The sequence below is a fragment of the Mucilaginibacter sp. genome (assembly GCF_025359345.1).
In the GTDB taxonomy this organism is placed as follows: Bacteria; Bacteroidota; Bacteroidia; order Sphingobacteriales; family Sphingobacteriaceae; genus Mucilaginibacter.
Map to the genome: position 1 here is coordinate 436,807 of NZ_JANYGQ010000032.1, position 23,212 is coordinate 460,018.

The following is a 23,212-nucleotide window of genomic DNA, read 5'->3' on the forward strand; positions in this document are numbered from 1 at the left end:
CATGATATTCAACTACATAAAAATTGCCTGGCGCAACCTGGTTAAGCAGAAGCTGTTTAGCCTGATAAATATAACCGGTTTGGCTGTTGGCCTGGCGGTATGTATGATGATTATGATGTACGTAACGCACGAAAGTAGCTACGACCGTTTTCATAAAAATGCCGAAAGGATTTTTAACCCGCACGTGGGATTTAAAATGGGAGGGACCTCTGTAAATATGGCGTTTATGAGCTACGCGGCTGCCGATATCATGAAGCAAAAGCAGCCAGCCGTGGCAGACTATAACCGCACAATGGCCTATTTTAAACCGGTAGTAGCCAGTAACCCCGAAAAGCCGGATTCAAAGTATTCGGAATCGAAATTGTTATTTGCCGACGCGAATTTCTTTAACTTCTTCTCATTCAAGCTCGTATCGGGCAACGCATCAACCGTGCTTAACAGGCCGTTTACTGTAGTGTTGTCGGAAGATATGTCCAAAAAGTATTTTGGCGACGAAAACCCAATTGGCAAACTCATTACGTTAAAAACCGACAGCGCATTTACGTACCAGGTTACCGGCGTGGCCCAAAATAACCCGTCAAACTCTTCAATCGAATTCAATTTCGTTACGTCGAACCTGAGCCTGCTTACAATGAAAGAGGCGAAGTTGTACACAGGTGCCAAAGAAATTAGTTTTGGCAACTTCAGTGTATACCTCTTGTTAAACCACGCCTCTGACACTGTAGCACTAAGGCGTAGCCTCGACCTGATGGCAAAGCATGACAAAACATTCGACAATGTGCATTATTATCTTGCGGCACTGCCTGATTCGCACCTGAAAAGCAATTTTGGAGATTCATCAAATACAAAATACCTGAAGATATTCCCGCTGGTGGCTATATTGATATTGCTATTGGCACTGGTTAATTACATGAGCCTTTCAACCGCCCGGGCAACGCTTCGCGCTAAAGAAGTAGGCGTGCGTAAAGTAGCAGGTGCAAGCCGGAAAACTATTGCTACCCAGTTTTATGTTGAATCAGCAATGTTTGCCACTATTTCGTTTGTGCTGGGTTACTTATTATGCTACGCCTTTAAACCGTGGTTTTTAAATGTGCTGCAGCTTAAAATTGATGACACGTTTCTATATAGCCCGACTGTATTAATATTACTATTTGCGTTATTGATATTAACGATCTTAATTGCAGGTAGTTATCCATCATTGGTTCTATCTGCATTTAAGCCTGTTGCAACGCTGAAAGGCAAAATGGGCAAAAGCACGGGCGGCGTAGTGGTACGTAAAGTATTTACCACTTTGCAATTTGCCATATCGGTAGGCCTTATTATTTGCGGCATAGTTATCGACCGCCAGCTGTATTATTTTCGGCATGTGGATACAGGCGTTAGCCGCGAAAACGTGGTGATGATACCGGTGCATAATACATTTGGCAACAATTACCTGGCCTTCCGGCAGGATGTTAAGTCGCTAAGCGGCATAGAAAGCGCTGCTACGTCGCATTATCCTATGTTTAAGGGGTATGACATGAATCAGTTTACGGGCAAAACCAAGGATGAAAATATTATGCTGGCCTCTCTGTTAGGCGATGACCAGTATATAAAAACATTAGGCTTGAAATGGAAATATGCGCCAGCGGCCGGCGAGAAACTGGCGGGTACGGACAGGATAGTGATTAACGAGGCAGCTATCGAAAAGCTTCATCTTCCGGCAAACCCTATTGGCAGCTATGCACAGTCGGGCAACCAAAAAGTGAGAGTTATCGGTGTATTAAAGAATTTCAATTTTAGTTCCCTGCAGTCAGACATTTCGGGAATGGTGCTTAATGTTGAGCCTGACCAATACCTGTTTTCGCCAAGAGATGGCTGCAATCTGTATGCCAGGATAAAACCGTATACCAACATCCCTACATTACTTCAAAAAATGGAAGCGATTTATAAGAAATATGATAAAGACACGCCATTCGAGTACACTTTTATGGACGATGCCTTCAATGCGCAATACAAAGCAGAAGACCGCCTCGCTTCCATATTTAGCGTATTTACCTATATCACCATCATATTGGCCACGCTCGGTTTATTTGGCTTGGCAGCGTTCACTATAGAGCAACGCACCAAAGAAATTGGCATCCGCAAGGTTTTGGGTGCAAGCTTGGTATCAATCAATACTTTGTTATCGCGCGACTTTTTAGTGCTGGTGGTATTATCAATTACAATTGCTTCGCCAATAGCGTGGTGGGCTATGCACAAATGGCTGGAAGGTTTTGCCTACCGGATAACTATTTCGTGGTGGATGTTTGCTGTGGCGGGTTTAGCAGCAATAATAACTGCAATTGTAACGGTTAGCTACCACGCCATAAAAGCGGGAATTGCAAACCCGGTGGATAGTTTGCGTTCCGAGTGATCAGCGACTTGAGATTAGAGATTAGGAAATGTAATGGGAGTTAAATAGTCCGTTTAAAAATCAAATTCTGCAACGTTTAAAACACTTTAACAGTCATCCTTACTAATGAACCAGTGAACTAATGAACAAATGAACCATATATCATGATAAAAAATTATATTAAAATAGCATGGCGAAACCTTAGCAGGAACAAAGGCTTTACTATTACCAATTTGTTGGGTTTAACAATTGGCATAACTTGTGCCATTTTCATTTTTTTGTGGGTAAATGATGAACTTATGTTTGATAAGTTCAATACCAGGTACAAGAATATTTACCAGGTAATCGCCAACCGCGATTTTAAGAATAACATATTTACCGACCAAAATATGGTGTTCCCGCTGGCAAAATCGCTGGAGACAGGCTATCCACAGATAAAAAATGCAGTGATGTCCAGCTATACCTCGCCTCAGCAGTTTGAGTACGGACAAACCAAACTGAAAAAGGACCTGGCTGTTGTAGGCGGACGCTACTTTGATATGTTTACCTGTAAATTCATCAAGGGCAATCCGAAAACAGCGTTACTTGAACCAAACAGCCTCGTGCTAACGGAGTCGACCGCCAAATCGTTTTTTGGGGATGCAGATCCCATCAATAAAGCGATTAAAATTAACGACAAGTTGCTGAAGGTAACAGCTGTAATAGCCGATATGCCAGGCAATTCAACCCGCCAGTTTGAAGCTTTGTCGGCATTTAGTCCATCCGACCCGCAGGTTCAAAATGCGATGAAAGAATGGCAGAACTCATCTTATTCGGTTTATATTGAAACTGCAACGAATCCAAATATTGCTGCTATCGAAAAAGCCATCAACAAGATAATGTATGACCATAACCACGATAAAATTAGTACCTATTTTACCGTGCCGATGAACAGATGGCACCTTTACAGCGATTATAAAGGCGGGAAGAACACTGGCGGGCAGATTGAGTATGTGCGGTTATTCACTATCATAGCCATCATTATATTGCTTATTGCCTGCGTAAACTTCATGAACCTTTCAACCGCGCGGTCAGAAAAACGGGCCAAAGAAGTTGGCATAAGGAAAACGCTGGGCTCAGGAAAAAAACAGTTAATAACACAATTTTATTTCGAGTCGCTGCTGTTGTCGCTGATGGCTTTTGCATTGTCAATTGTTGCAGTATATCTTTTAATGCCGTCATTTAATTCGTTGGTAGGCAAACGATTAAGCTTAAATGTAGCCGATCCGGTGTTTTTGACAGGTGCTTTTATTATCATTCTGTTTACCGGTGTTATGGCAGGCAGCTACCCGGCTTTGTACCTATCATCTTTCAACCCGGTGAAGGTGTTAAAAGGAACCTTTGCTGCCGGCAAAAGTGCCGTGTTGCCAAGGCGTATACTGGTGGTTGGCCAGTTTGTAATCTCTATTTTTTTAATAGCTGCAACGCTTATCATCTATAAACAAATTCAGCATGTTAAGGACAGGGATATGGGGTATAACTCCAATAACCTGATTATGCTGCCGTCGACACCAAACGCCGATAAAAACTTTAAGGCGATAAAAAATGATATGTTAAAGTCGGGACTGATAAAAGAGGTGACCCGCACCTCATCACCGATTACTGATATCTGGTGGAGGTCGCCGTCGCCGTCTTACGAAGGTATGCCGACCGATTCGAAGATCATTTTCTCAGGCATCCGCACAGATGTTGATTTTACTGCGACCATGGGTATTAAACTACTTCAGGGTAAAGATTTTGCGGGTACACCATCCGATTCAGCTTCAATGATGTTAAATAAAGCTGCTGTTGAGGCCATGCACGTTAAAAATCCGGTGGGCATGCAAATGCACTATGGCCAGCAGAAATACACCGTTATTGGTGTAATTGACAACGTGGTTATGACGTCGCCCTACGCCCCGGTTGACCCATTGATGGTTTATTACGGTGACAGAGGCTCCTCATACATAACTGTGAGGCTAAAAGACGGGATACAACCTCAGAAGGCTATCGATTTGTTTAAAAAACTTTTTGCGGAATACAGCCCGGCAGATATTTTCGAATACCAATTTGTAGATAAAGAATTTGGTAAGAAATTTATCGCCGAAGAACTGATCAGCAGCCTGACCAACATTTTTGCAGGCCTGGCCATTTTTATCTGCTGTATAGGTTTGGCGGGATTAGCGTCGTTTACTATAGAAAAACGTTTCCGCGAGATAGGCATCCGCAAAGTGTTGGGCGCTACGGTGAAACAACTATTGATGCTGATTGCTACTGAATTTTTAAAGCTGGTATTGATTGCATTTGTTGTAGCTGTACCCTTAACCTGGTGGATGATGCACAACTGGCTCCAAAAATACACCTACCATATCGATATCAGTATCTGGATGTTCGGCATAGTAGGGGTGCTTATTTTACTGTTAACCATGGTGGTTGTAAGCCTGAATACATTAAGCGCCGCTACCGCAAATCCGGTGAAAAGCCTGAGAAGTGAGTAGGCAGTTGGAAATAGCAGTTGGCAATAAAAAACAATCTAATGAACCAGTGAACAAATGAACTAAGTATGATAAAGAACTATATAAAAATTGCATTCCGTAACCTTTGGCGGCATAAAAGCTTTTCGCTGATAAATATTATAGGATTGGCTGTTGGGATGACAGCCTGTTTCCTGATTTTTATGTATGTGCGGTTTGAACTTAGTTACGACAAATTCAATCAAAATTTCGACAATGTTTACCGGCTCAATACCGATATTAAATCGCCAACCGAAGTACTGCATTGGAACAGTGCATCGGCGCCCATGGGGCCCGCTTTGCAGCAGGATTTCCCGGAAGTAAAAGCTAACGCGAGGCTATTTGGCTTCGGCTTTCTGGTTGAATACCAGAATCATCGCTTCCAGGAAAATAATATCCAGTTTACCGACCCTGATATTTTCAAAATTTTTACTTTCCCGTTTGTTGCCGGTGACCCGGAAACCGCGCTTAAGGAGCCGTTCAGTATTGTGATTACCGAGACAGCAGCGAAAAAATATTTCGGGGATGGGGTTGCGCTCGGAAAATCGCTCCGGCTTGATGGTAAAACTCCGGTTAAGGTTACCGGCGTAGTCAAAGACGTTCCGCTTAATTCGCATTTTTCTTTTGATATGCTCATTTCCACCTCTACAATGGAGCCGATGAAGCTTATCAACATGAAGGAATGGGGCAATTTTAGTAACAATACCTACCTGTTGCTTGGAAAAGGTTATAACCCTGCAAACCTACAGGCAAAACTTCCCGATTTTCTGCGTGCACATATCAGCGAAGACCAGCGCCGCCGCGGCTATAATTATGACTTATTTATAGAGCCGCTTAAGGAAATATACATGGACAGCTTTAGAGGAGCGCCTGTAAATGGCAGCCAATCAAACGTCTACATATTTTCTATCGTTGCGGTTTTCATTCTGCTTATTGCCTGCATCAACTTTGTTAACTTAACTACTGCACGCGCTTCGGAGCGGGCTAAGGAGGTAGGTATCCGAAAAGTAGTTGGAGCAATAAACCAACAGCTTACCGCCCAGTTTTTAGGCGAATCGATCATTATATGTTTGATATCCTTTGTTGTTTCGGCGGTACTTAGTGTAGTGATGCTCCCGTTGTTTAACACGCTGGCAGGCAAAATAATAAGCCAAAATATTTTTTCGCACGGCTATATTTTTATCCTGTTTGCAATATCGGTTATAATTGGCTGTATGGCAGGATTTTATCCGGCATTGGTGCTTACCAACTTTAGTATTCTCTCGGTATTGAAAGGCAAATTTACTACTTCTGTTAAGGGCATATTTTTGCGCAAGGGCTTGGTTGTGGTGCAGTTTACCATATCTATCGTATTGATAGTCGGAACCATCATCGTGTATAACCAGCTCAATTACATGCGTAACCAGTCGCTCGGCTTTCAGCAAGACCAAATGCTTGTATTGAATACAGGCGGCGACTCGGCAGTGATAAAGAATATGGAAAGCATTAAAAACGAGTTCAGGGGTGTGCAGGGGGTTCTGTCGGTGTCGGGCTCAGGCACAACTTTTGGTAATGGAAATGGCGTTGCTTACAGCGAAATTCAGAGCGTAACCGGCAAAATGCAGCCCATGAATATGAACTTGATCGAGGTTGATTTTGATTTTATATCCCAGTATGGCATAAAGATAGTTGCGGGCAGGGCGTTCAATAGGGAGTTTGCTACTGATACCACCCAGGCAATTGTTTTAAACCAGGCAGCTGTTAAAGAGCTTGGTTACGCTAATGCAAACGATGCCATAGGTAAGCTGTTTACGCAATGGGGACGTAAAGGTAAGATAATCGGCGTTGCGCAGGATTTTCACTTCGTATCGTTGCAGCAAAATATTAAACCTTTAAACTTCAGGCTTAACCCTGGAAACACCAGCGTATTTACACTTAAACTTAAAGGCGGAAACATACATGCTACCCTGGCTGCCATTGAAAGTAAATGGAAAAGCCTGGTGCCCCAACGGCCATTTTCTTATTTCTTTCTTGATGATAATTTCAATAAACAATACCAGACTGAAGACCGCTTTGGCAAGTTGTTTATGTATTTTGCGGTGCTTGCTATCATGATATCGTGCTTAGGACTGCTGGGGCTTGCGTCATACAGTACACTGCAGCGTACCCGCGAAATAGGTATCCGCAAAGTACTGGGTGCCTCTGTGCCGGGCATTGTCGGCATGCTTTCGAAAGAATTTATTTTATTGGTATTAATAGCTGCGGTTATTGCGTTTCCGCTGGCCTGGATAGGCATGCATAGCTGGCTTAAAGATTTTGCGTACCGTATAAATATTGGCTGGTGGGTATTTGCGGTTGCAGGCGTGCTATCTATGTTTATCGCGCTTACAACCGTTAGCTACCAAGCATTAAAAGCCGCGCTGGCAAACCCGGTGAAGAGCCTGAGGAGTGAGTAGGAGGTTGAAAGTAGCAGCTGGACAGTTAAAAAAGGCGGGGAGGACGACGCAGGAATAGTTATTTATATGGCTTATTTATCAGTTATTCGCAAGTTATAAAAAGTAAATATCCTGATAATGAGCATGTTTCACAACGTTCCGGGTGTTCCGCATGTAAAAATGGAACGTTGAATTGAAACCGTAGCGCGACGACCGAAAAAGTTTTCGAAGTGAATAGGGGTAAAAGGCAGGTTAATTGTAATAATGTTGGATGGTAGTGAAACCTAATTGGTTAAGCTGTCGTCAAATATTAAACCAAAAATTAACCTGCTTTTAAACTGAATCGCTATGATTAAAACCTATCTTAAAACAGCATTCCGCAGCCTGGTAAAAAACAAGGGTTTTACCTTTATCAATGTATTGGGGCTTGCCCTTGGGCTCGCTGCCTGTATGCTCATTGTTTTTTATGTGTTCGATGAGTTAAGCTACGACCGATTTAACACAAAGGTCGACCGCATATTCCGCGTTAATAACGAGGTTAAATTTGGCGGCAACACCAATAGCTATGCCTGTTCGCCGGCGCCAACAGCCGCGGCATTAAAAGCCGATTTCCCCGAAATTGAGCAGGTGGTCCGTTTCAGGAACAGGGGTGGCAACAATGTTAAAAAAGGCAACCAGGACATCCGCGAGGAGAAAATGATATATGCCGACAATTCCATATTCGATGTTTTTACGCTTCCGATGATAAGCGGTAGCAAGGCCACCGCCTTAACCGCTCCCAACACGGTTGTTATAAACGAAACGACTGCGCTTAAATATTTTAACAAAACCAATGCAGTGGGAGAAACGCTGACTTTTAATGGCAATCAACCATATAAAGTAACGGCCGTTATTAAAGACATTCCCAAACAGTCGCATTTTAATTTCGATTTTTTTATAGCGATGCCTGGTTTGGACGAGAGCAAGGAAGATGCATGGTTCAGCGAGGATTTTAACACTTATGTTTTACTGAAAGCTGGTGCTAATGCCAATAAACTATCAGGCAAGCTTACCGATTTCTTCCGCAGGCGTGCGGGCCCGCAACTGGCTGGTCTACTGCATTTAACGTTCGACAAGTTTGAGCAGTCGGGCAATTATATTAAGCTCTATCTTTTCCCACTCAAAAAAATACACCTTGAATCGAACATTGGCTCGGAACTGGGTGCAAACGGAAATATCCAGTATGTATACATTTTTGCGCTGGTGGCTATATTTATTTTACTGATAGCCTGTGTTAACTTCATGAACCTTTCCACCGCGCGCTCATCAAACCGGGCCCGCGAGGTAGGAGTACGCAAGGTTTTAGGCTCGCCGCGCAAATACCTGATCGCTCAATTTCTAACCGAATCGATATTAGTTACACTGTTTGCCACGGTGATAGCCGTTTTGGCGGCATGGGCTTTATTGCCGCTATTTAACCAAATGGCCGGGAAGGAGCTTGAAATTACCCGGCAAATAGTGCGCTGGATACTGCCGGCGCTACTAGTTATTGTTATTATAATAGGTTGCCTGGCAGGCTCGTATCCTGCTCTTTATCTCTCAGCGTTCCAGCCGATAAAGGTGCTTAAAGGCACAATTTCGACAGGGTTTAAGGGAGGGGTGCTGCGAAGTTTCCTGGTGGTTTTCCAGTTCGCTATTTCTATATTCCTGATTATCGGTACACTGGTTATCAATAATCAATTAAAATACATCCAAAGCAAAGACCTGGGCTTTAATCGCGACCATGTGTTGGTAGTTTATAATCTTTGGGCGCTGGGCGAGGGTGCCAAAACATTTAAGCAGGAAATTAAACAGTTATCGGGTGTTGAAAGTGTAAGCATCAGCGGCGCATTACCAACCGGCGGAACAAGAAATGCCACCAGCTTTTTTAAAGACCAGGTGCTCGACCAGAAAAGGGCGGTAACAAGCCAGGAATGGACAGTTGATGAAGATTATATCAAAACGCTGAAAATTAAGATGGTATCCGGCCGAAACTTTTCAGCCGCTATGCGGACTGATACTGCGGGGCTCATCATCAACGAAGCAGCAGCGAAACTGTTGAATTTTAAGGACCCGTTAAATCAAACACTTTATACTCCTGCCGATAATATGCTAACAAAAATGGCGCAATTTCACATTATCGGGGTGATGAAGGATTTTAACTTTAAATCGCTTAGGGATAATGTAACACCTTTGGTATTTCTTTATGGCCAAGACCGCGGCGCCATGAGTATTAGGCTTAAATCGAACAATATCCCATTATTAATTAGCCAGGTGGGAACTAAATATAAAGAGTTAGGAAAGGGGCAGCAGTTCAACTATTCATTTATGGATAATGATTTTGATGCATTATATCGCTCTGAACAGCGTATGGGCCAGATCTTTATAACGTTTACCTCGCTCGCGATAATAATAGCGTGTTTGGGTTTGTTTGGCCTGACAGCGTATGCAGCCGAACAGCGCACCAAAGAAATTGGCATCCGCAAGGTTTTGGGGGCTAGCGTGTCAGCTATTGTGGGTATGCTTTCAAAGGATTTTATTTTGCTGGTATTTATTTCGATAGTCATTGCTACCCCACTTGCGTGGTGGGCAATGCACAACTGGCTCGAAGGGTTTGCTTACCGGCAAAATATACAATGGTGGGTGGTGGCGCTGGCTGGTGCAGGGGCTATTGCAATAGCTTTTGTAACCATCAGCTTCCAATCGGTAAAAGCAGCGCTTACAAACCCCGTTAAAAGTTTAAAAAGCGAATAATTAAGTAAAATTTATTATAAAACCGGTGCAACTAAATGGACTACTAAGTCGTCTTGTTTTTATAAAAGTTGCCCCAACCTAAAACTAAACAGAAATGATAAAAAACTATATAAAAACTGCGTTTCGCGGTTTGATGAAAAACAAGGGTTTTACATTTATTAACGTTTTCGGCCTGGCTTTAGGACTGGCAACCTGCCTGTTAATTGTATTTTATGTTTTTGATGAGCTAAGCTTTGACAGCTACAATACAAAAGCCGACAGGATTTTCCGCGTTAACAATAATATAAAGTTCGGCGGTAACGAAAACTCGTATGCTGTATCGCCGGCACCTACTGCTGCCGCTATGAAAGCAGATTTTGCCGAGATCGAACAAGTAGCCCGTTTCCGTAATAATGGTGGTAACCAGGTAAAAAAAGGTAAGCAAAATATTGTTGAGGATAGAATGGTTTATGCTGATAATTCCATATTCAGCATTTTTACATTACCAATGATAAGCGGCAGCCCTCAAAATGCCCTTACCGCGCCCCACACGGTTGTTATAACCGAAAAGATGGCCAAAAAATATTTTGACCGCACCGATGTTGTGGGGCAAACATTAACTTTTAATGATACATCGCTTTATAAAGTAACCGCAGTTTTAAAAGATATCCCCAAACAGTCGCACTTTAATTTCGACTTTTTTATTGCAATGCCAGGCCTTGCAGAAAGTAAGGAAGACGCCTGGTTAAGCAATAACTTTAATACCTATGTGTTACTGAAGGAAGGCGCTGATATAAAAAAGCTTGATGCTAAAATGACGGCGTTTATGATAAAGCATGCCGGCCCACAATTGCAAAGCATGATACATTTAACCTTCAGCGACTTTGAAAAGGCGGGTAATTATTACAAGCTTGATTTTATTCCGTTAAGAAGGATACATCTGCATTCAATCAGCGTGGCGGAGCTTGATGTAAACGGCGATATTAAATATGTGTATATATTTTCGGGCGTCGCTATTTTAATCCTGTTGATAGCCTGTGTTAATTTCATGAATCTTTCAACAGCCCGCTCGTCAAACCGGGCCCGCGAGGTGGGGGTGCGCAAAGTACTGGGCTCGCCGCGTAAACATCTTATATTTCAGTTTTTAACAGAGTCGGTACTGGTTACGTTATTTGCAACCCTAATTGCTTTGTTGGCTGCGTGGCTGTTTTTGCCACAGTTTAACAAAATGGCAGGCAAAGAGTTGGTAGTGACCGGGCAAATTATATCGTGGCTATTGCCAACGCTGCTTTTAATAATTGTAATAATTGGCTGCTTAGCAGGCTCATACCCCGCGTTATACATGTCGGCCTTTCAACCTATTGAGGTATTGAAGGGAAAAATTGCTGCAGGGTTTAAAGGGGGGATGTTTCGCAACATACTGGTCGTTGGCCAGTTTTGTATCTCTATATTTCTGATAATAAGTACACTGGTCATCTACAATCAGCTCCAATACATACAAAGTAAGGACCTGGGTTACAACCGCGACCATGTACTGGTTATAAAAAATGTTTGGTCGCTGGGCAAAGGAGCAAAGTCATTCCGCGATGAGGTAAAAGGTTTGGGCGGTGTGCAAAATGCTTCATTATCCGGTGCATTACCCACAGGAGGCTACGGCAATAGCAGCGCGTTTTTTAAAACGCCGACAATGGATCAAAAGCAATCGATGCTTACCCAGATATGGCCGGCCGATGAAAACTACCTGCCGACACTCGGTATAAAAATTATTGCCGGCAGAAATTTTTCGAAAGAGATGTCGACTGATACTGCGGCATTAGTTATCAATGAGGCTGCCGCTAAACAGCTTGGTTTTATAAATTCCATCGATCAATTTCTATATTCTCCAAACGACAGGATGGGTAAAACCATCAAAAAGTACCACATTATCGGCGTGATAAAAAACTTTAACTACCAGTCGCTTAAAGATAACATAACGCCGTTAATGTTCAATATGGATGAAGATCGGGGCGCTGTAACAGTCCGCGTTAAGTCTGCTAATATCCCGGGCATAATCCAACAAATAAAAAACAAATACAATTCATTCTCGCCTACACAGGCATTTGCCTATTCATTTATGGACGAGGACTTTGACGCTATATACCGCGCAGAACAACGTATCGGGACAATATCTGTAGCATTTACCTCGCTGGCCATCGTAATAGCTTGTTTGGGTCTGTTTGGTCTTGCAGCCTACGCCGCCGAGCAGCGAATTAAAGAAATAGGCATTCGTAAGGTTTTGGGCGCCAGCATATCAACAATAGTAGGTATGCTATCAAAAGATTTTATTAAGCTCGTATTGATTTCTATAGTAATTGCAACCCCTCTGGCATGGTGGGCGATGCATGGCTGGTTACAGGGCTTTGCCTACCGGCAAAATGTACAATGGTGGGTTCTGGCGCTGGCGGGCGTTGGCGCAATTACCATTGCGTTTGTAACCATCAGCTTTCAATCAATAAAGGCTGCGCTTACTAATCCGGTTAAAAGTTTGAAAAGTGAGTGATTAGAGGTTGGAGACTAGAGATTAGTTGAAAAATGCACTGTGAAATTGTTCGTGGTAAGTATGCGATTCGTTCTTTACCAATGAACTAATGAACAACTGAACTAATGAACCAAACATGATAAAGAACTATTTCAAAATTGCCTGGCGTAACCTGGTACGCAACAAAGTAAGCAGTATAATAAACATAAGCGGGCTGGCCATCGGGCTGGCCTGCGTGCTGTTGATTAGTATGTATGTAGCCGATGAACTGAGCTACGACCGCTTTTTTAAGGATGCTAACCGCATTTACCGCGTAAACATTGACGGTAAAATGGGTAACAACCAGTTTGTGGTTGGACATACTGGTCCGCCTGTGGGGGCTGCATTACAAAATAACTTCCCGCAAGTTGAAAGCTACACCCGTATGTACTTGCCCGGCGACGAGATTATCCATTTCGAAAACAACGGGCAGAAAAGTTCAGTTACCGAAAAAGGCCTGCTGGCAGTTGATTCCAATTTCCTTAAGTTTTTCAATTTCCCATTAGTTGCCGGTGATGCTTCTACCTGTCTAAATGGCATCAACTCGGTTGTACTTACCCAAAAAGCTGCTAAAAAGTATTTTGGTGACGCATCGCCGATAGGCAAAACGTTAGTGTTTGATGAATACAAGACGCCTTTTACGGTCACCGCTGTTTTAAAAGATATCCCAAAGCAGTCGTCATTACAATTCGAGCTGTTACAAAATACAGCAAGTATCCCTCCGGTAAAACGTTTTGCCTGGAGCTGGGTATGGTTACAAATGGCCACTTATATAAAGCTTACTCCTGATGCTGCGGCCGACCCGAAATTGTCAATATTGGTAATACTACGGGAGATACAGATTGGGATGGGAAGGCTAAAGACAGGCAGTTTATGATACATCCAATGGCAATTGACCAGGATTTTATTAAATTCTTTAAGCTGAAACTGGATGCCGGCGCAAGCTTCACTGGCATAAAACCTGACAGCGCTCATTATATTTTGAATGAAACTGCAGTGCGCGACGCCGGGATTAAAAACCCTATTGGCAAACGCTTTAAATTATGGGGGACAGATGGTGTTATCATCGGGGTATTAAAAGATTTTCATTTTGCATCGTTAAAACAAAAAATTGAGCCTTTTATCTTTCACTATCAACCACACACCTGGCAATTACTGGTGAAAACTACAGGTAAGAACGCGCCAAAGGCCCTTAAAACTGTTGAAAATACATGGAAAAGATATAACCCCAATTTTCCATTCACTTATACATTCCTCGACCAAACCTATGATTCACTTTATAAATCAGACCAGCGCACGGGGACACTATTTAACGTATTTGCCGGCATAGCAATCCTGATTTCGTGCCTGGGGTTATTTGGGCTGGCAACTTATACTGCACAGGTAAAGGTTAAAGAAATTGGTATCCGTAAGGTACTGGGGGCAAGCATAGCCAATATTACCACCATGTTATCTCGCGATTTTTTAACACTGATAGTGCTCGCCATTCTTATCGCCAGCCCGATTGCCTGGTATGCGATGAATAAGTGGCTGCAGGACTTTGTGTACCGGGCACCTATCCAGTGGTGGATATTTGCCGTGGCCGGTATAGCAGCTATTTTAATTGCATTGATAACTATTAGCTACCAGTCGATAAAAGCAGCGCTGGCTAATCCCGTAAAAAGTTTACGCAGCGAATAACTAGTCATTACTCATTGGTCATAGTATCTTCGGTATTCAATGACTAATAACGGCGAAGCGAAATTACTAATGATAGAAAAGAAATCCCCCTAGGGGGGTGATACACACACAAACGAAACATGAAATAGATTTATATGGCCTTAAAATGCAATAAAGTTTTAAACTGATGCAACGCATTGGTAATTTTAACAGTCTATTAAATTATTAAAATAAACGCTCAACTTTTTTCACGATGTTTAAAAATTACCTGAAAATCACCTGGAGAAATTTACTACGGCATAAGGCATTTTCTGCTATTAATATTGTTGGCCTGGCGATAGGTATGGCAAGCGCAGCGCTGATACTGTTATGGATACAAAACGAAGTTAGTTTCGACAAATTTCACGAAAAGAATGACAGGCTATACTCAGTTTATAATCGCTCGGTGTTTGATGGTAAACTTTGGTGCTGGAATACCACACCAAAAGTAATGGGCAAGATTATAAAACAGGAATATCCGCAGGTTGAAGATGTTTGCCGTACAAACTGGGGCTCCACATTCCTGTTTACTGTTGGCGATAAACATTTAAACCTGCAGGGAAACTTTACCGATCCCAGCTTTTTAACTATGTTCAGCTTTCCGCTGGTGCACGGCGATAAACATACGGCGCTTAACACTATACACAGCATTGTGATAACCGAGAAGCTATCGAAAAAGCTTTTTGGGAATGATAACGCCATGGGTAAAAGTATTAAAATAGATAGTAATGCCTACTTTACGGTAACCGGCGTTATGAAGGATTTACCCAATAATACCAGGTTTAGTTTTGAGTATTTGATGCCCTGGACATATATGACGAAAATTGGGCAGGACGACCAGTATTGGGGCAACAATTCCATCCAAACCTGGGTATTACTAAAACCCGGGGTTACCGAAGCCCTAGCGAACAAGGCGCTTGTTAACGTCACCAAATCACATTCGGATACAAAGGACATACAGCAATTTGTGTACCCGCTAAGTAAACTTCGGCTATATTCAAAATTTGACGAAAAAGGCCATCCCGATGGCGGGCGAATATCTACCGTTCGTACTTTTTCGCTTATTGCCGCATTTATATTGCTGATAGCCTGTATCAATTTTATGAACCTTAGCACCGCCCGCAGCGAACGGCGCGCCCGCGAGGTGGGCATCCGCAAGGTTGTTGGTGCATTAAGGGGTTCATTGATCAGTCAATTTTTAGGTGAATCGGTTTTAATAGCTTTTATTGCAGGCGTAATTGCCCTGGTAGCTGTGCAAATCAGCATGTCGGGCTTTAATTTACTTACCGACAAAACGTTATTCGTTCCTTATGGCAGCGTTAGTTTCTGGCTTGTATTTGTAGGTTTTATTTTATTTACCGGTTTAATTTCGGGCAGCTATCCGGCGCTGTATCTTTCCTCATTTAAACCGGTAAGTGTATTAAAAGGCACATTTAAAGCAGCTAATGCAATAATTACACCGCGTAAGGTGCTGGTGGTTGTGCAGTTTTGGTTTGCTGTTGTGTTGATAATCTGCACTATAATAATCCGTCAGCAACTGCAATATGCACAGGACAGGGACATCGGCTATAAAAAGGACAACCTGGTTTATGTTTCCATGACAGGCAATATTGAAAAAAATTATTTAGCTATACGGAATGACCTAATTGCAAGCGGTGCGGCTACTTCTGTTACCAAAACAAGTGCACCGATTACGCAGGGCTGGAGCGATAGCTGGGGTTACACCTGGAAAGGCCACATGGACAAAAACAAAATTGACTTTAACATATTTAACACCGACGGTGACTTTGTAAAAACCATGGGCCTTAAAATTATTGCCGGCCGCGACATTGATGTTAAAACCTATCCAACCGATTCGATGGCGATGCTTTTAAATGAAGCTGCCGTTAAAATTATGGGACTTAAAAATCCCGTTGGCGAAATTGTAAACAACGGCGAGGGGAAAGACGCCCGCCACTATAAAGTTGTGGGCGTAGTTAAAGATTTTATACTGCAATCGCCATATGAGCCCGTTAAACATATGCTTATACAAGGCCCAAAGTCGTGGTTTAACTTTATACATTTTAAGCTTAACCCCGCCAACACTACGGCTAATAACCTAAAACGCGCCGAGGGAGTATTTAAAAAATACAATCCTGATTACCCTTTTGAATACAATTTCGTCGACCAGGAATATGCCCGCAAATTTGGGGACGAGCAACGGTTAGGCACTTTAGCCAGTTTATTTGCAGGATTAACCATTTTTATTTCGTGCCTTGGTTTATTTGGTTTAGCTACCTACATGGCTCACAACCGGATAAAGGAAATTGGTGTGCGTAAAGTTTTGGGCGCATCCGTTACCAGCGTTACTACTTTACTGTCAAAAGACTTTTTAATACTGGTGATGATAGCCTTTGTTTTGGCAATACCAATGGCCTGGTGGGCCATGCACACATGGCTGCAAAGCTACGCTTATCGCGTACCGATAAGCATCTGGGTATTTGTGGTCGCAGCATTTGTAACCGTATTTATTTCACTGGCAACCGTAAGTTTCCAGGCTATAAAAGCTGCGCTTACTAACCCGGTTAAAAGTTTGCGGACAAACGATTAATGGGAACAATTAACGGTCTTTTCACTATTGACTAAACATGATTAAAAATTATTTAAAAATAGCCTGGAGAAACTTGTGGAAAAATAAGTTTTTCTCCGCTATTAACATTCTTGGTCTTGGACTGGGCATGGCCTGCAGTATTTTGATAATGCTTTGGGTGCAAAATGAACTCAGCGTCGACGCTTTCCACACCAATAGCGGGCGTTTATACTCAGTTATTGAGCGCCAATATTACGACCATAAAATTGTTGGGCAATATGCAACTCCCGGTTTATTGGGGCAGGAGATGAAGAAAACGCTGCCACAGGTTGAATATGCGGTTGACATGGGTTTTAATAACACCAGTACATTCCAGGTTGGCAATAAGATAATCAAGTTAGAAGGCACAGCTGCCAGTGCTGACTTTTTTAAAATGTTTAGCTATAAGCTGCTAAAGGGCAGTCCGCAAACAGCTTTAAATTCGCCAGTTAGTATTGCCGTATCCAAGAAAATGGCAGGTGAGTTTTTTGGCAGCCCGCAAATGGCAATAGGCAAAACCATAAAATACCAGAACAAGAAGGATTTTACCGTAACAGCGGTTTTTGAAGACCTGCCGCACAACACATCTCAAAAATTTGAGTTTTTGCTAAACTGGGACAACTTTTTGAAGGAAAACGAGTGGGCCAAAGCTTGGGGTAACAACGGTCCAACTACCTATGTAATGTTGCGCGAAGGAAGCAACCCGGCACTGTTTAACAAAAAAATAGCACGATTTTTAGATAACTACAATAAAGAACAAAATGCCGCTTTTCGCGTGGAGTTGGGTATTCAGAAATTTGGCGATGTTTATCTGCGCAGCAATTTTAAAAATGGCGTACCAGAAGAAGGCCGTATACAGTACGTTCACTTGTTTAGCATAATTGCAATAATTATCCTTGTTATTGCCTGCATCAACTTTATGAATTTAACTACTGCCCGCTCCGTAAAACGGGCCCGTGAGATAGGGGTCAGAAAAGTTGTCGGGGCAGTCCGCTCTGTACTGATTCAGCAATTTATTGGCGAGGCCGTTTTACTTACCTGCTACGCGGCGTCTATTGCCATCGTAATAGTATTATTGTTGTTGCCTGTATTTAATTCAGTTACGCAAAAGCAAATAGAGTTTCCGTTTTGGCAGAGCGATTTTTGGCTGGGATTAATTGGATTGACTTTAATAACTGGCATATTATCAGGTAGTTATCCGGCTTTATTTCTATCGTCATTTAACCCTGTTAAGGTACTTAAGGGTACTGCGAAACTTAGCGCCGGCGCGGCGTGGTTTCGTAAGGGGTTGGTTGTTGTTCAATTTGTTTTGTCTGTTGTACTGATAATCAGTACTATAGTTATTTCAAAACAGGTTAACTATATCCAAACCAAAAGTTTAGGTTACGACCGCGAGAACTTAATCTATATCCCCTTAGAGGGCAACCTGCCTGCGCAATATAAGGTGTTTAAAGATGAAGCTATGAAAATGCCCGGGATACAGCAAATTGCCCGTTTGAGCGATTCGCCAATCGGTTTTGGCAGTACTACCGGCGGTGTAAACTGGGATGGCAAGGACCCCAATCTTAATGTCGAGTTTACTCAGGTGTCAGCAGGTTACGACCTTATTAAAACCATGAAGCTTACAATGGCTGCCGGCAGGGATTTTTCGCGTGATTTTGCGACTGATTCGGTGGGTTATATAATTAACGAAAGTGCTTTGAAGCGAGTAGGTTATACTAATCCTATCGGCAGGGACCTTACTATGTGGGGTAAAAAAGGGAAAATTATCGGGGTACTAAAGGATTTTCATTTCAATTCCCTTCATGACCCTATTCAGCCACTAATAATCCGCTTTGGCGAAGAAGAAAAATACGGGATGGTCTTATTGCGTACCAAACCCGGCCAAACCAAACAGGCGCTGGCGACCGCAGAGAAATTATGTAAAGAATTAAACCCGAGTTTCCAATTCAGTTACTACTTTGCCGATGCCGAATATCAGAAACTATATCAAAACGAGCAGGTGGTAGGGAAGCTTTCGGATGCTTTTGCGTTCCTGGCCATCTTTATTTCGTGTCTCGGCCTGCTTGGGCTGGCTATGTTTACAGCAGAACAACGCATCAAAGAAATTGGTATCCGTAAAGTACTAGGCGCCAGTGTAAGTTCATTATTTACATTATTATCAAGAGAGTTTTTAATACTGGTTTTAATAGCTTTGTGTATTGCCACTCCTTTGGCGTGGCTGGCTATGGATAAATGGCTGCAAGGTTACAGCTACCGCACTACTGTTGACTGGTGGGTATTTGGATTGGCAGGGGTGGTAGCAATTGTAATTGCTTTAGTTACCGTAAGCTTTCAATCGTTTAAAGCTGCGCTGATGAACCCGGTTAAGAGCCTGCGCTCTGAGTGATTAGAGTCAAGAATCAAGAGCCAAGAGTCAAGACAAAAGCGAGGTGCGAATTACAGCGGCTATGAACTATGAACCATTAACTATGAACTAACATGATAAAAAACTATTTCAAAATTGCCTGGCGAAATTTAAAAAAGAACCGGCTATATGCGTTTGTAAACATTATAGGCTTAACTATCGGCATTGTAAGCTGCCTTTTAATTGGCATTTATATTAAAGATGAGTTAAGCTACGACCGTTTTAATGATAATGCCGACAGGATTGTGCGGGTAACGATGGACTATTTCCAGGGTGGGGCGCCGCAAAAAATAGCGGTCACAGGCACCAAAGTTGGCCCGCAGTTTAAACGGATGTTCCCCGCAGTTAGTGATTTTGTGAGGATTGAGAAGCGGTCGGGTATAATGTCGTACAACAACCGGGTGTTCGACGAGCAGGCTATCCTTTATGCCGATCCTTCATTCTTTAAAATATTCTCATACAAATTGTTGAATGGTGATGCTTCAGGTTTAAGTGTACCCGAAAAAATTATAGTTACCCAAAGTGCTGCAAAAAAATACTTTGACGCAGAAAACCCCATAGGTAAAATATTAAAAATCGGCACTAAAAATTTTATGGTTTCGGCAGTTGCTGCCGATGCGCCATCTAACTCGCAAATAAAATTCGACTTTATTACATCGTTTAATAACCTCGATGCATCAAAACAGGAAAAATGGTGGGAAGCCAATTATATCACCTACCTGCTGTTGAAAAACGGCACCCAGCTTGAGCCATTGCAAAAGCAGGTAAACGTTTATATGAACAGGGTAAGCCGTTCCGAATTAAAAATGGAAGGCAGTCAATACCTTACCTACCATTTTGAGCCGTTAACCAGTGTTCACCTGCATTCAAATCTTCCTGATGCACCTGAGCCCAATGGCAGTGTTACGTATATCTACATAATGATTGTGGTGGCGGTATTGATACTGATTATAGCGTGTGTGAACTATGTTAACTTGTCAATTGCACAATCGGCCGGTAGGGGGGCAGAAATTGGCATCCGTAAGGTTATGGGGGCGGCAAAAGGGCAATTGTTCAGGCAGTTTATCGGTGAGTCGGTTTTTGTTACGGCTATAGGGGTGATACTGGCAATAGGCTTTGCCTTTTTGTTACTGCCGTCATTTAACCAGTTGGCCGGAAAAACATTGCAATTCAGCGCCCTGCTTGATCCCGTTATAATAGGCTGTATTATTTTACTTGGCGTTGGGATAGGCTTTGCAGCGGGTGCTTACCCGGCTTTACTATTGTCGGGCGTTAAATTGGCTAAGATTTTGAAATCCGGTTTTTCGTTTACATCGGGCCAGGGTGTCCGCAGGTCGCTAATTGTATTCCAGTTTGTAATTTCCATTTTCCTGATTATAACCACGGTAGTTATCCTGCAGCAGCTTTCCTTTATTCGTAATAAAGATATCGGCTATAACAAGAGTAATGTGGTTGTGTTGCCTATAAACTGGCAGATTCTGCCCAAAGTAAAGGGGCTCAAAAACGAGATTGCCAACATTCCCGGAGTTAAAGGCGTGGCAACTGCCAATAGTGAGCCGATAAACGTTGGATGGGGTGATGGCATAACTACTGCCGATGGAAAAGCAATCTCCGTTAACGCGCTGCCAATGGATGAGGATTTTATAAAAACCATGCAGCTGAAAATAATTGCCGGTACCGATTATAACCAAACCGATGTTTTACAAATAGATACAACCAATGGCGGTAAAAACTTCCAATACTCATTTATGCTAAATGAAACTGCCGCAAAAGCATTGGGATGGACACCACAGCAAGCAATCGGCAAGCAGCTTTCAAAGGGCTCGCTGGGCAGGGTTAAGGCGGTTGTTAAAGATTTCAACTTTAAATCGTTTCACGATCCGATCGGACCGTTGCTGATATTCCTCGACCATTTTCAGACCCAAAAAATGTTTGTACGCATTGATGGTCAGAATACAGTCGCTGCTATTCAACATATCGAACAAATATGGAAGAGCCGGGTACCCGAAAGGCCATTCTCCTATAAATTCCTTGATGACGATTACGATGCCATGTACCGAAGCGAGCAGCGTACCGCAGGCGTATTTACAACCTTTTCTGCCTTGGCTATTATGCTGGCCTGCCTTGGTTTATTTGCTGTAACAGCTTATGCTGTGGTACAACGCACCAAAGAAATTGGTATCCGTAAAGTTTTGGGCGCAACTATACCCAATATCATAACATTGATATCAAAAGACTTTTTGGGGCTGGTTGTCATCGCCACAATAATTGCTTCGCCAATTGCATGGTTTATGGCGCATTCGTGGCTGGAAGATTTTGCTTACAGGGTTAACATCCAGTGGTGGATATTTATAGTTGCCGGTGCGGCGTCATTACTGGTGGCGGCCATTACCGTGAGCATCCAGGCAATTAAAGCCGCCCTTGCAAACCCGGTAAAGAGTTTGAAGTCGGAGTAGTCGTTAGTCATAAGAAAAACGACTAATGACCAAATTATTTGTAATTTGATGCAACGTATCCGTATAATAGCTGTCTATTAGTTAAACAAACTTAAAATGATGAAAAAGTACCTTTTGATATTATTACTCGCCTGTTCTGGTTCTGTGGTTTTTGCCCAAAAAGCCCCATACCAAACAAAATCGTTGGCCGGCGATGGCATTAAAGATGTATTTGTGAACACTTCTGGAGGGAGTATTAGTGTAAGTGGTTCGGGCGAATCACCGCGGATAGAAGTTTATGTAAACGGGAATAATGGTCAGGACCTATCGAAAGAAGAAATTGACAAACGTATTGCTGAAGATTACATTTTGAATATTACAGTAAATAACCATGAATTGCGTGCCACTGCTAAAAGAAAGCACGAAGGCGGCTTTAACTGGCGCAGGCAATTGAGCATTTCCTTCAAAATATTCACACCAAGGCAGGTAGCTACGCATTTAAGCACCAGCGGCGGCAGTATCCACCTTGATAACCTGACCGGTAATGAAGAGTTTAGCACCAGCGGCGGCAGCTTGCATATTGATAACCTTGCAGGAATTATAAAGGGCGAAACCTCTGGCGGCAGCATTGAAGTATCAAACTCAAAAGACAATATACAGTTGGAAACAAGTGGTGGCAGTGTGCGCGCCAAAAACTGCCAGGGAAAAATTAAACTGGAAACAAGCGGGGGATCGCTGCATATGGAAGGCCTGAACGGCATAATAAAGGCGGAAACAAGCGGTGGCAGCATACAAGCCAGCGATATTGAAGGCGAACTTATTACCGGTACTTCTGGTGGCAGCGTAAACTTAACACGTATGGCTTGCAGTCTTGAAGCCTCAACAAGCGGCGGCAGTATGCATGTTGATATGACGCGCTTAGGAAAATATATTAAACTGGATGTTAGTGGCGGTCATGTTGATTTAAAGGTACCTGGAGACAAAGGGATGGATCTAGACCTTTCGGCCAGCAGGATTAACACTGCCCGTGTAAGCAAATTTAGCGGCGAGTGGGAAAAAGATCGTGTAAAAGGCAGTTTGAACGGCGGTGGTGTAAGCGTAAAAGTTGATGCCAGCGACAGCCTTAACCTGAGTTTTAACTAACAGATTAAATAGTTCTAAATAAGCGGCCCCGGTGTATGTAGAAACACCGGGGCTTTTTTTATCCGGAATTTTTTTAAGATGAGAGGATAAAGGATTTTATATCGGTTTACAATCATTTAATTGATGTAAGACAAACGCTGTACGAACTGTTCGGACGCGTAACACACTGTGTTCGGATATGATACACATTAAATAAAATAAATAATATAATTTCCTGATTAATAGTATTTTATATAATTGGTATGGCTTTTAAACCTATCTGTAAAAATTATTGTAATTGTTTAGGAATTATAT

The 23,212-nt window shown here is 42.6% G+C and carries 11 protein-coding genes; all 11 read left to right on the forward strand.

Annotation, left to right across the window (positions count from 1 at the left end; translation table 11 throughout):
- The first annotated feature begins 1 nt into the window (after nucleotide 1).
- The 11 genes from Q0R52_RS22385 to Q0R52_RS22435 all read left to right on the forward strand — a co-directional run bounded on the left by Q0R52_RS22385 (nucleotide 2) and on the right by Q0R52_RS22435 (nucleotide 22,918).
- On the forward strand, nucleotides 2-2,395 hold the full coding sequence (locus tag Q0R52_RS22385; protein WP_295798777.1) for an ABC transporter permease: 2,394 nt from the start codon (nucleotides 2-4) through the stop codon (nucleotides 2,393-2,395).
- A 143-nt stretch (nucleotides 2,396-2,538) separates the two neighbouring features.
- On the forward strand, nucleotides 2,539-4,890 hold the full coding sequence (locus tag Q0R52_RS22390; protein WP_295798780.1) for an ABC transporter permease: 2,352 nt from the start codon (nucleotides 2,539-2,541) through the stop codon (nucleotides 4,888-4,890).
- Between the two features lie 65 nt (nucleotides 4,891-4,955).
- A complete protein-coding gene (locus tag Q0R52_RS22395) occupies nucleotides 4,956-7,340 on the forward strand; it encodes an ABC transporter permease (protein WP_295798782.1) in 2,385 nt (794 codons plus the stop codon).
- Between the two features lie 327 nt (nucleotides 7,341-7,667).
- The gene (locus Q0R52_RS22400) at nucleotides 7,668-10,091 is read left to right on the forward strand and encodes an ABC transporter permease (RefSeq protein WP_295798784.1); all 2,424 of its coding nucleotides are present in this window, start codon (nucleotides 7,668-7,670) and stop codon (nucleotides 10,089-10,091) included.
- A 94-nt stretch (nucleotides 10,092-10,185) separates the two neighbouring features.
- A complete protein-coding gene (locus tag Q0R52_RS22405; RefSeq protein WP_295798785.1) occupies nucleotides 10,186-12,609 on the forward strand; it encodes an ABC transporter permease in 2,424 nt (807 codons plus the stop codon).
- A 115-nt stretch (nucleotides 12,610-12,724) separates the two neighbouring features.
- Nucleotides 12,725-13,504: an ABC transporter permease gene (locus Q0R52_RS22410; RefSeq protein WP_295798786.1), complete on the forward strand. Its 780-nt coding sequence runs from the start codon at nucleotides 12,725-12,727 to the stop codon at nucleotides 13,502-13,504.
- Nucleotides 13,501-14,307, forward strand: a complete 807-nt coding sequence (locus Q0R52_RS22415; protein ID WP_295798789.1) for an FtsX-like permease family protein — start codon at nucleotides 13,501-13,503, stop codon at nucleotides 14,305-14,307. The genes Q0R52_RS22410 and Q0R52_RS22415 overlap by 4 nt, the downstream gene beginning before the upstream one ends.
- A 232-nt stretch (nucleotides 14,308-14,539) precedes the next feature.
- Entirely contained in the window at nucleotides 14,540-16,915 is a 2,376-nt protein-coding gene (locus Q0R52_RS22420; RefSeq protein ID WP_295798792.1) for an ABC transporter permease, read from the forward strand.
- 37 nt (nucleotides 16,916-16,952) lie between these two features.
- Nucleotides 16,953-19,322, forward strand: coding sequence for an ABC transporter permease (locus Q0R52_RS22425; protein ID WP_295798794.1), 2,370 nt, complete (start codon nucleotides 16,953-16,955; stop codon nucleotides 19,320-19,322).
- A gap of 92 nt (nucleotides 19,323-19,414) precedes the next feature.
- Nucleotides 19,415-21,796 (forward strand): ABC transporter permease, encoded by a 2,382-nt coding sequence (locus Q0R52_RS22430; RefSeq protein WP_295798797.1) that lies wholly within the window; start codon nucleotides 19,415-19,417, stop codon nucleotides 21,794-21,796.
- A 96-nt stretch (nucleotides 21,797-21,892) separates the two neighbouring features.
- Complete coding sequence (locus Q0R52_RS22435; protein ID WP_295798799.1) at nucleotides 21,893-22,918, forward strand: hypothetical protein; 1,026 nt, start codon at nucleotides 21,893-21,895, stop codon at nucleotides 22,916-22,918.
- Nucleotides 22,919-23,212 lie beyond the last annotated feature (294 nt).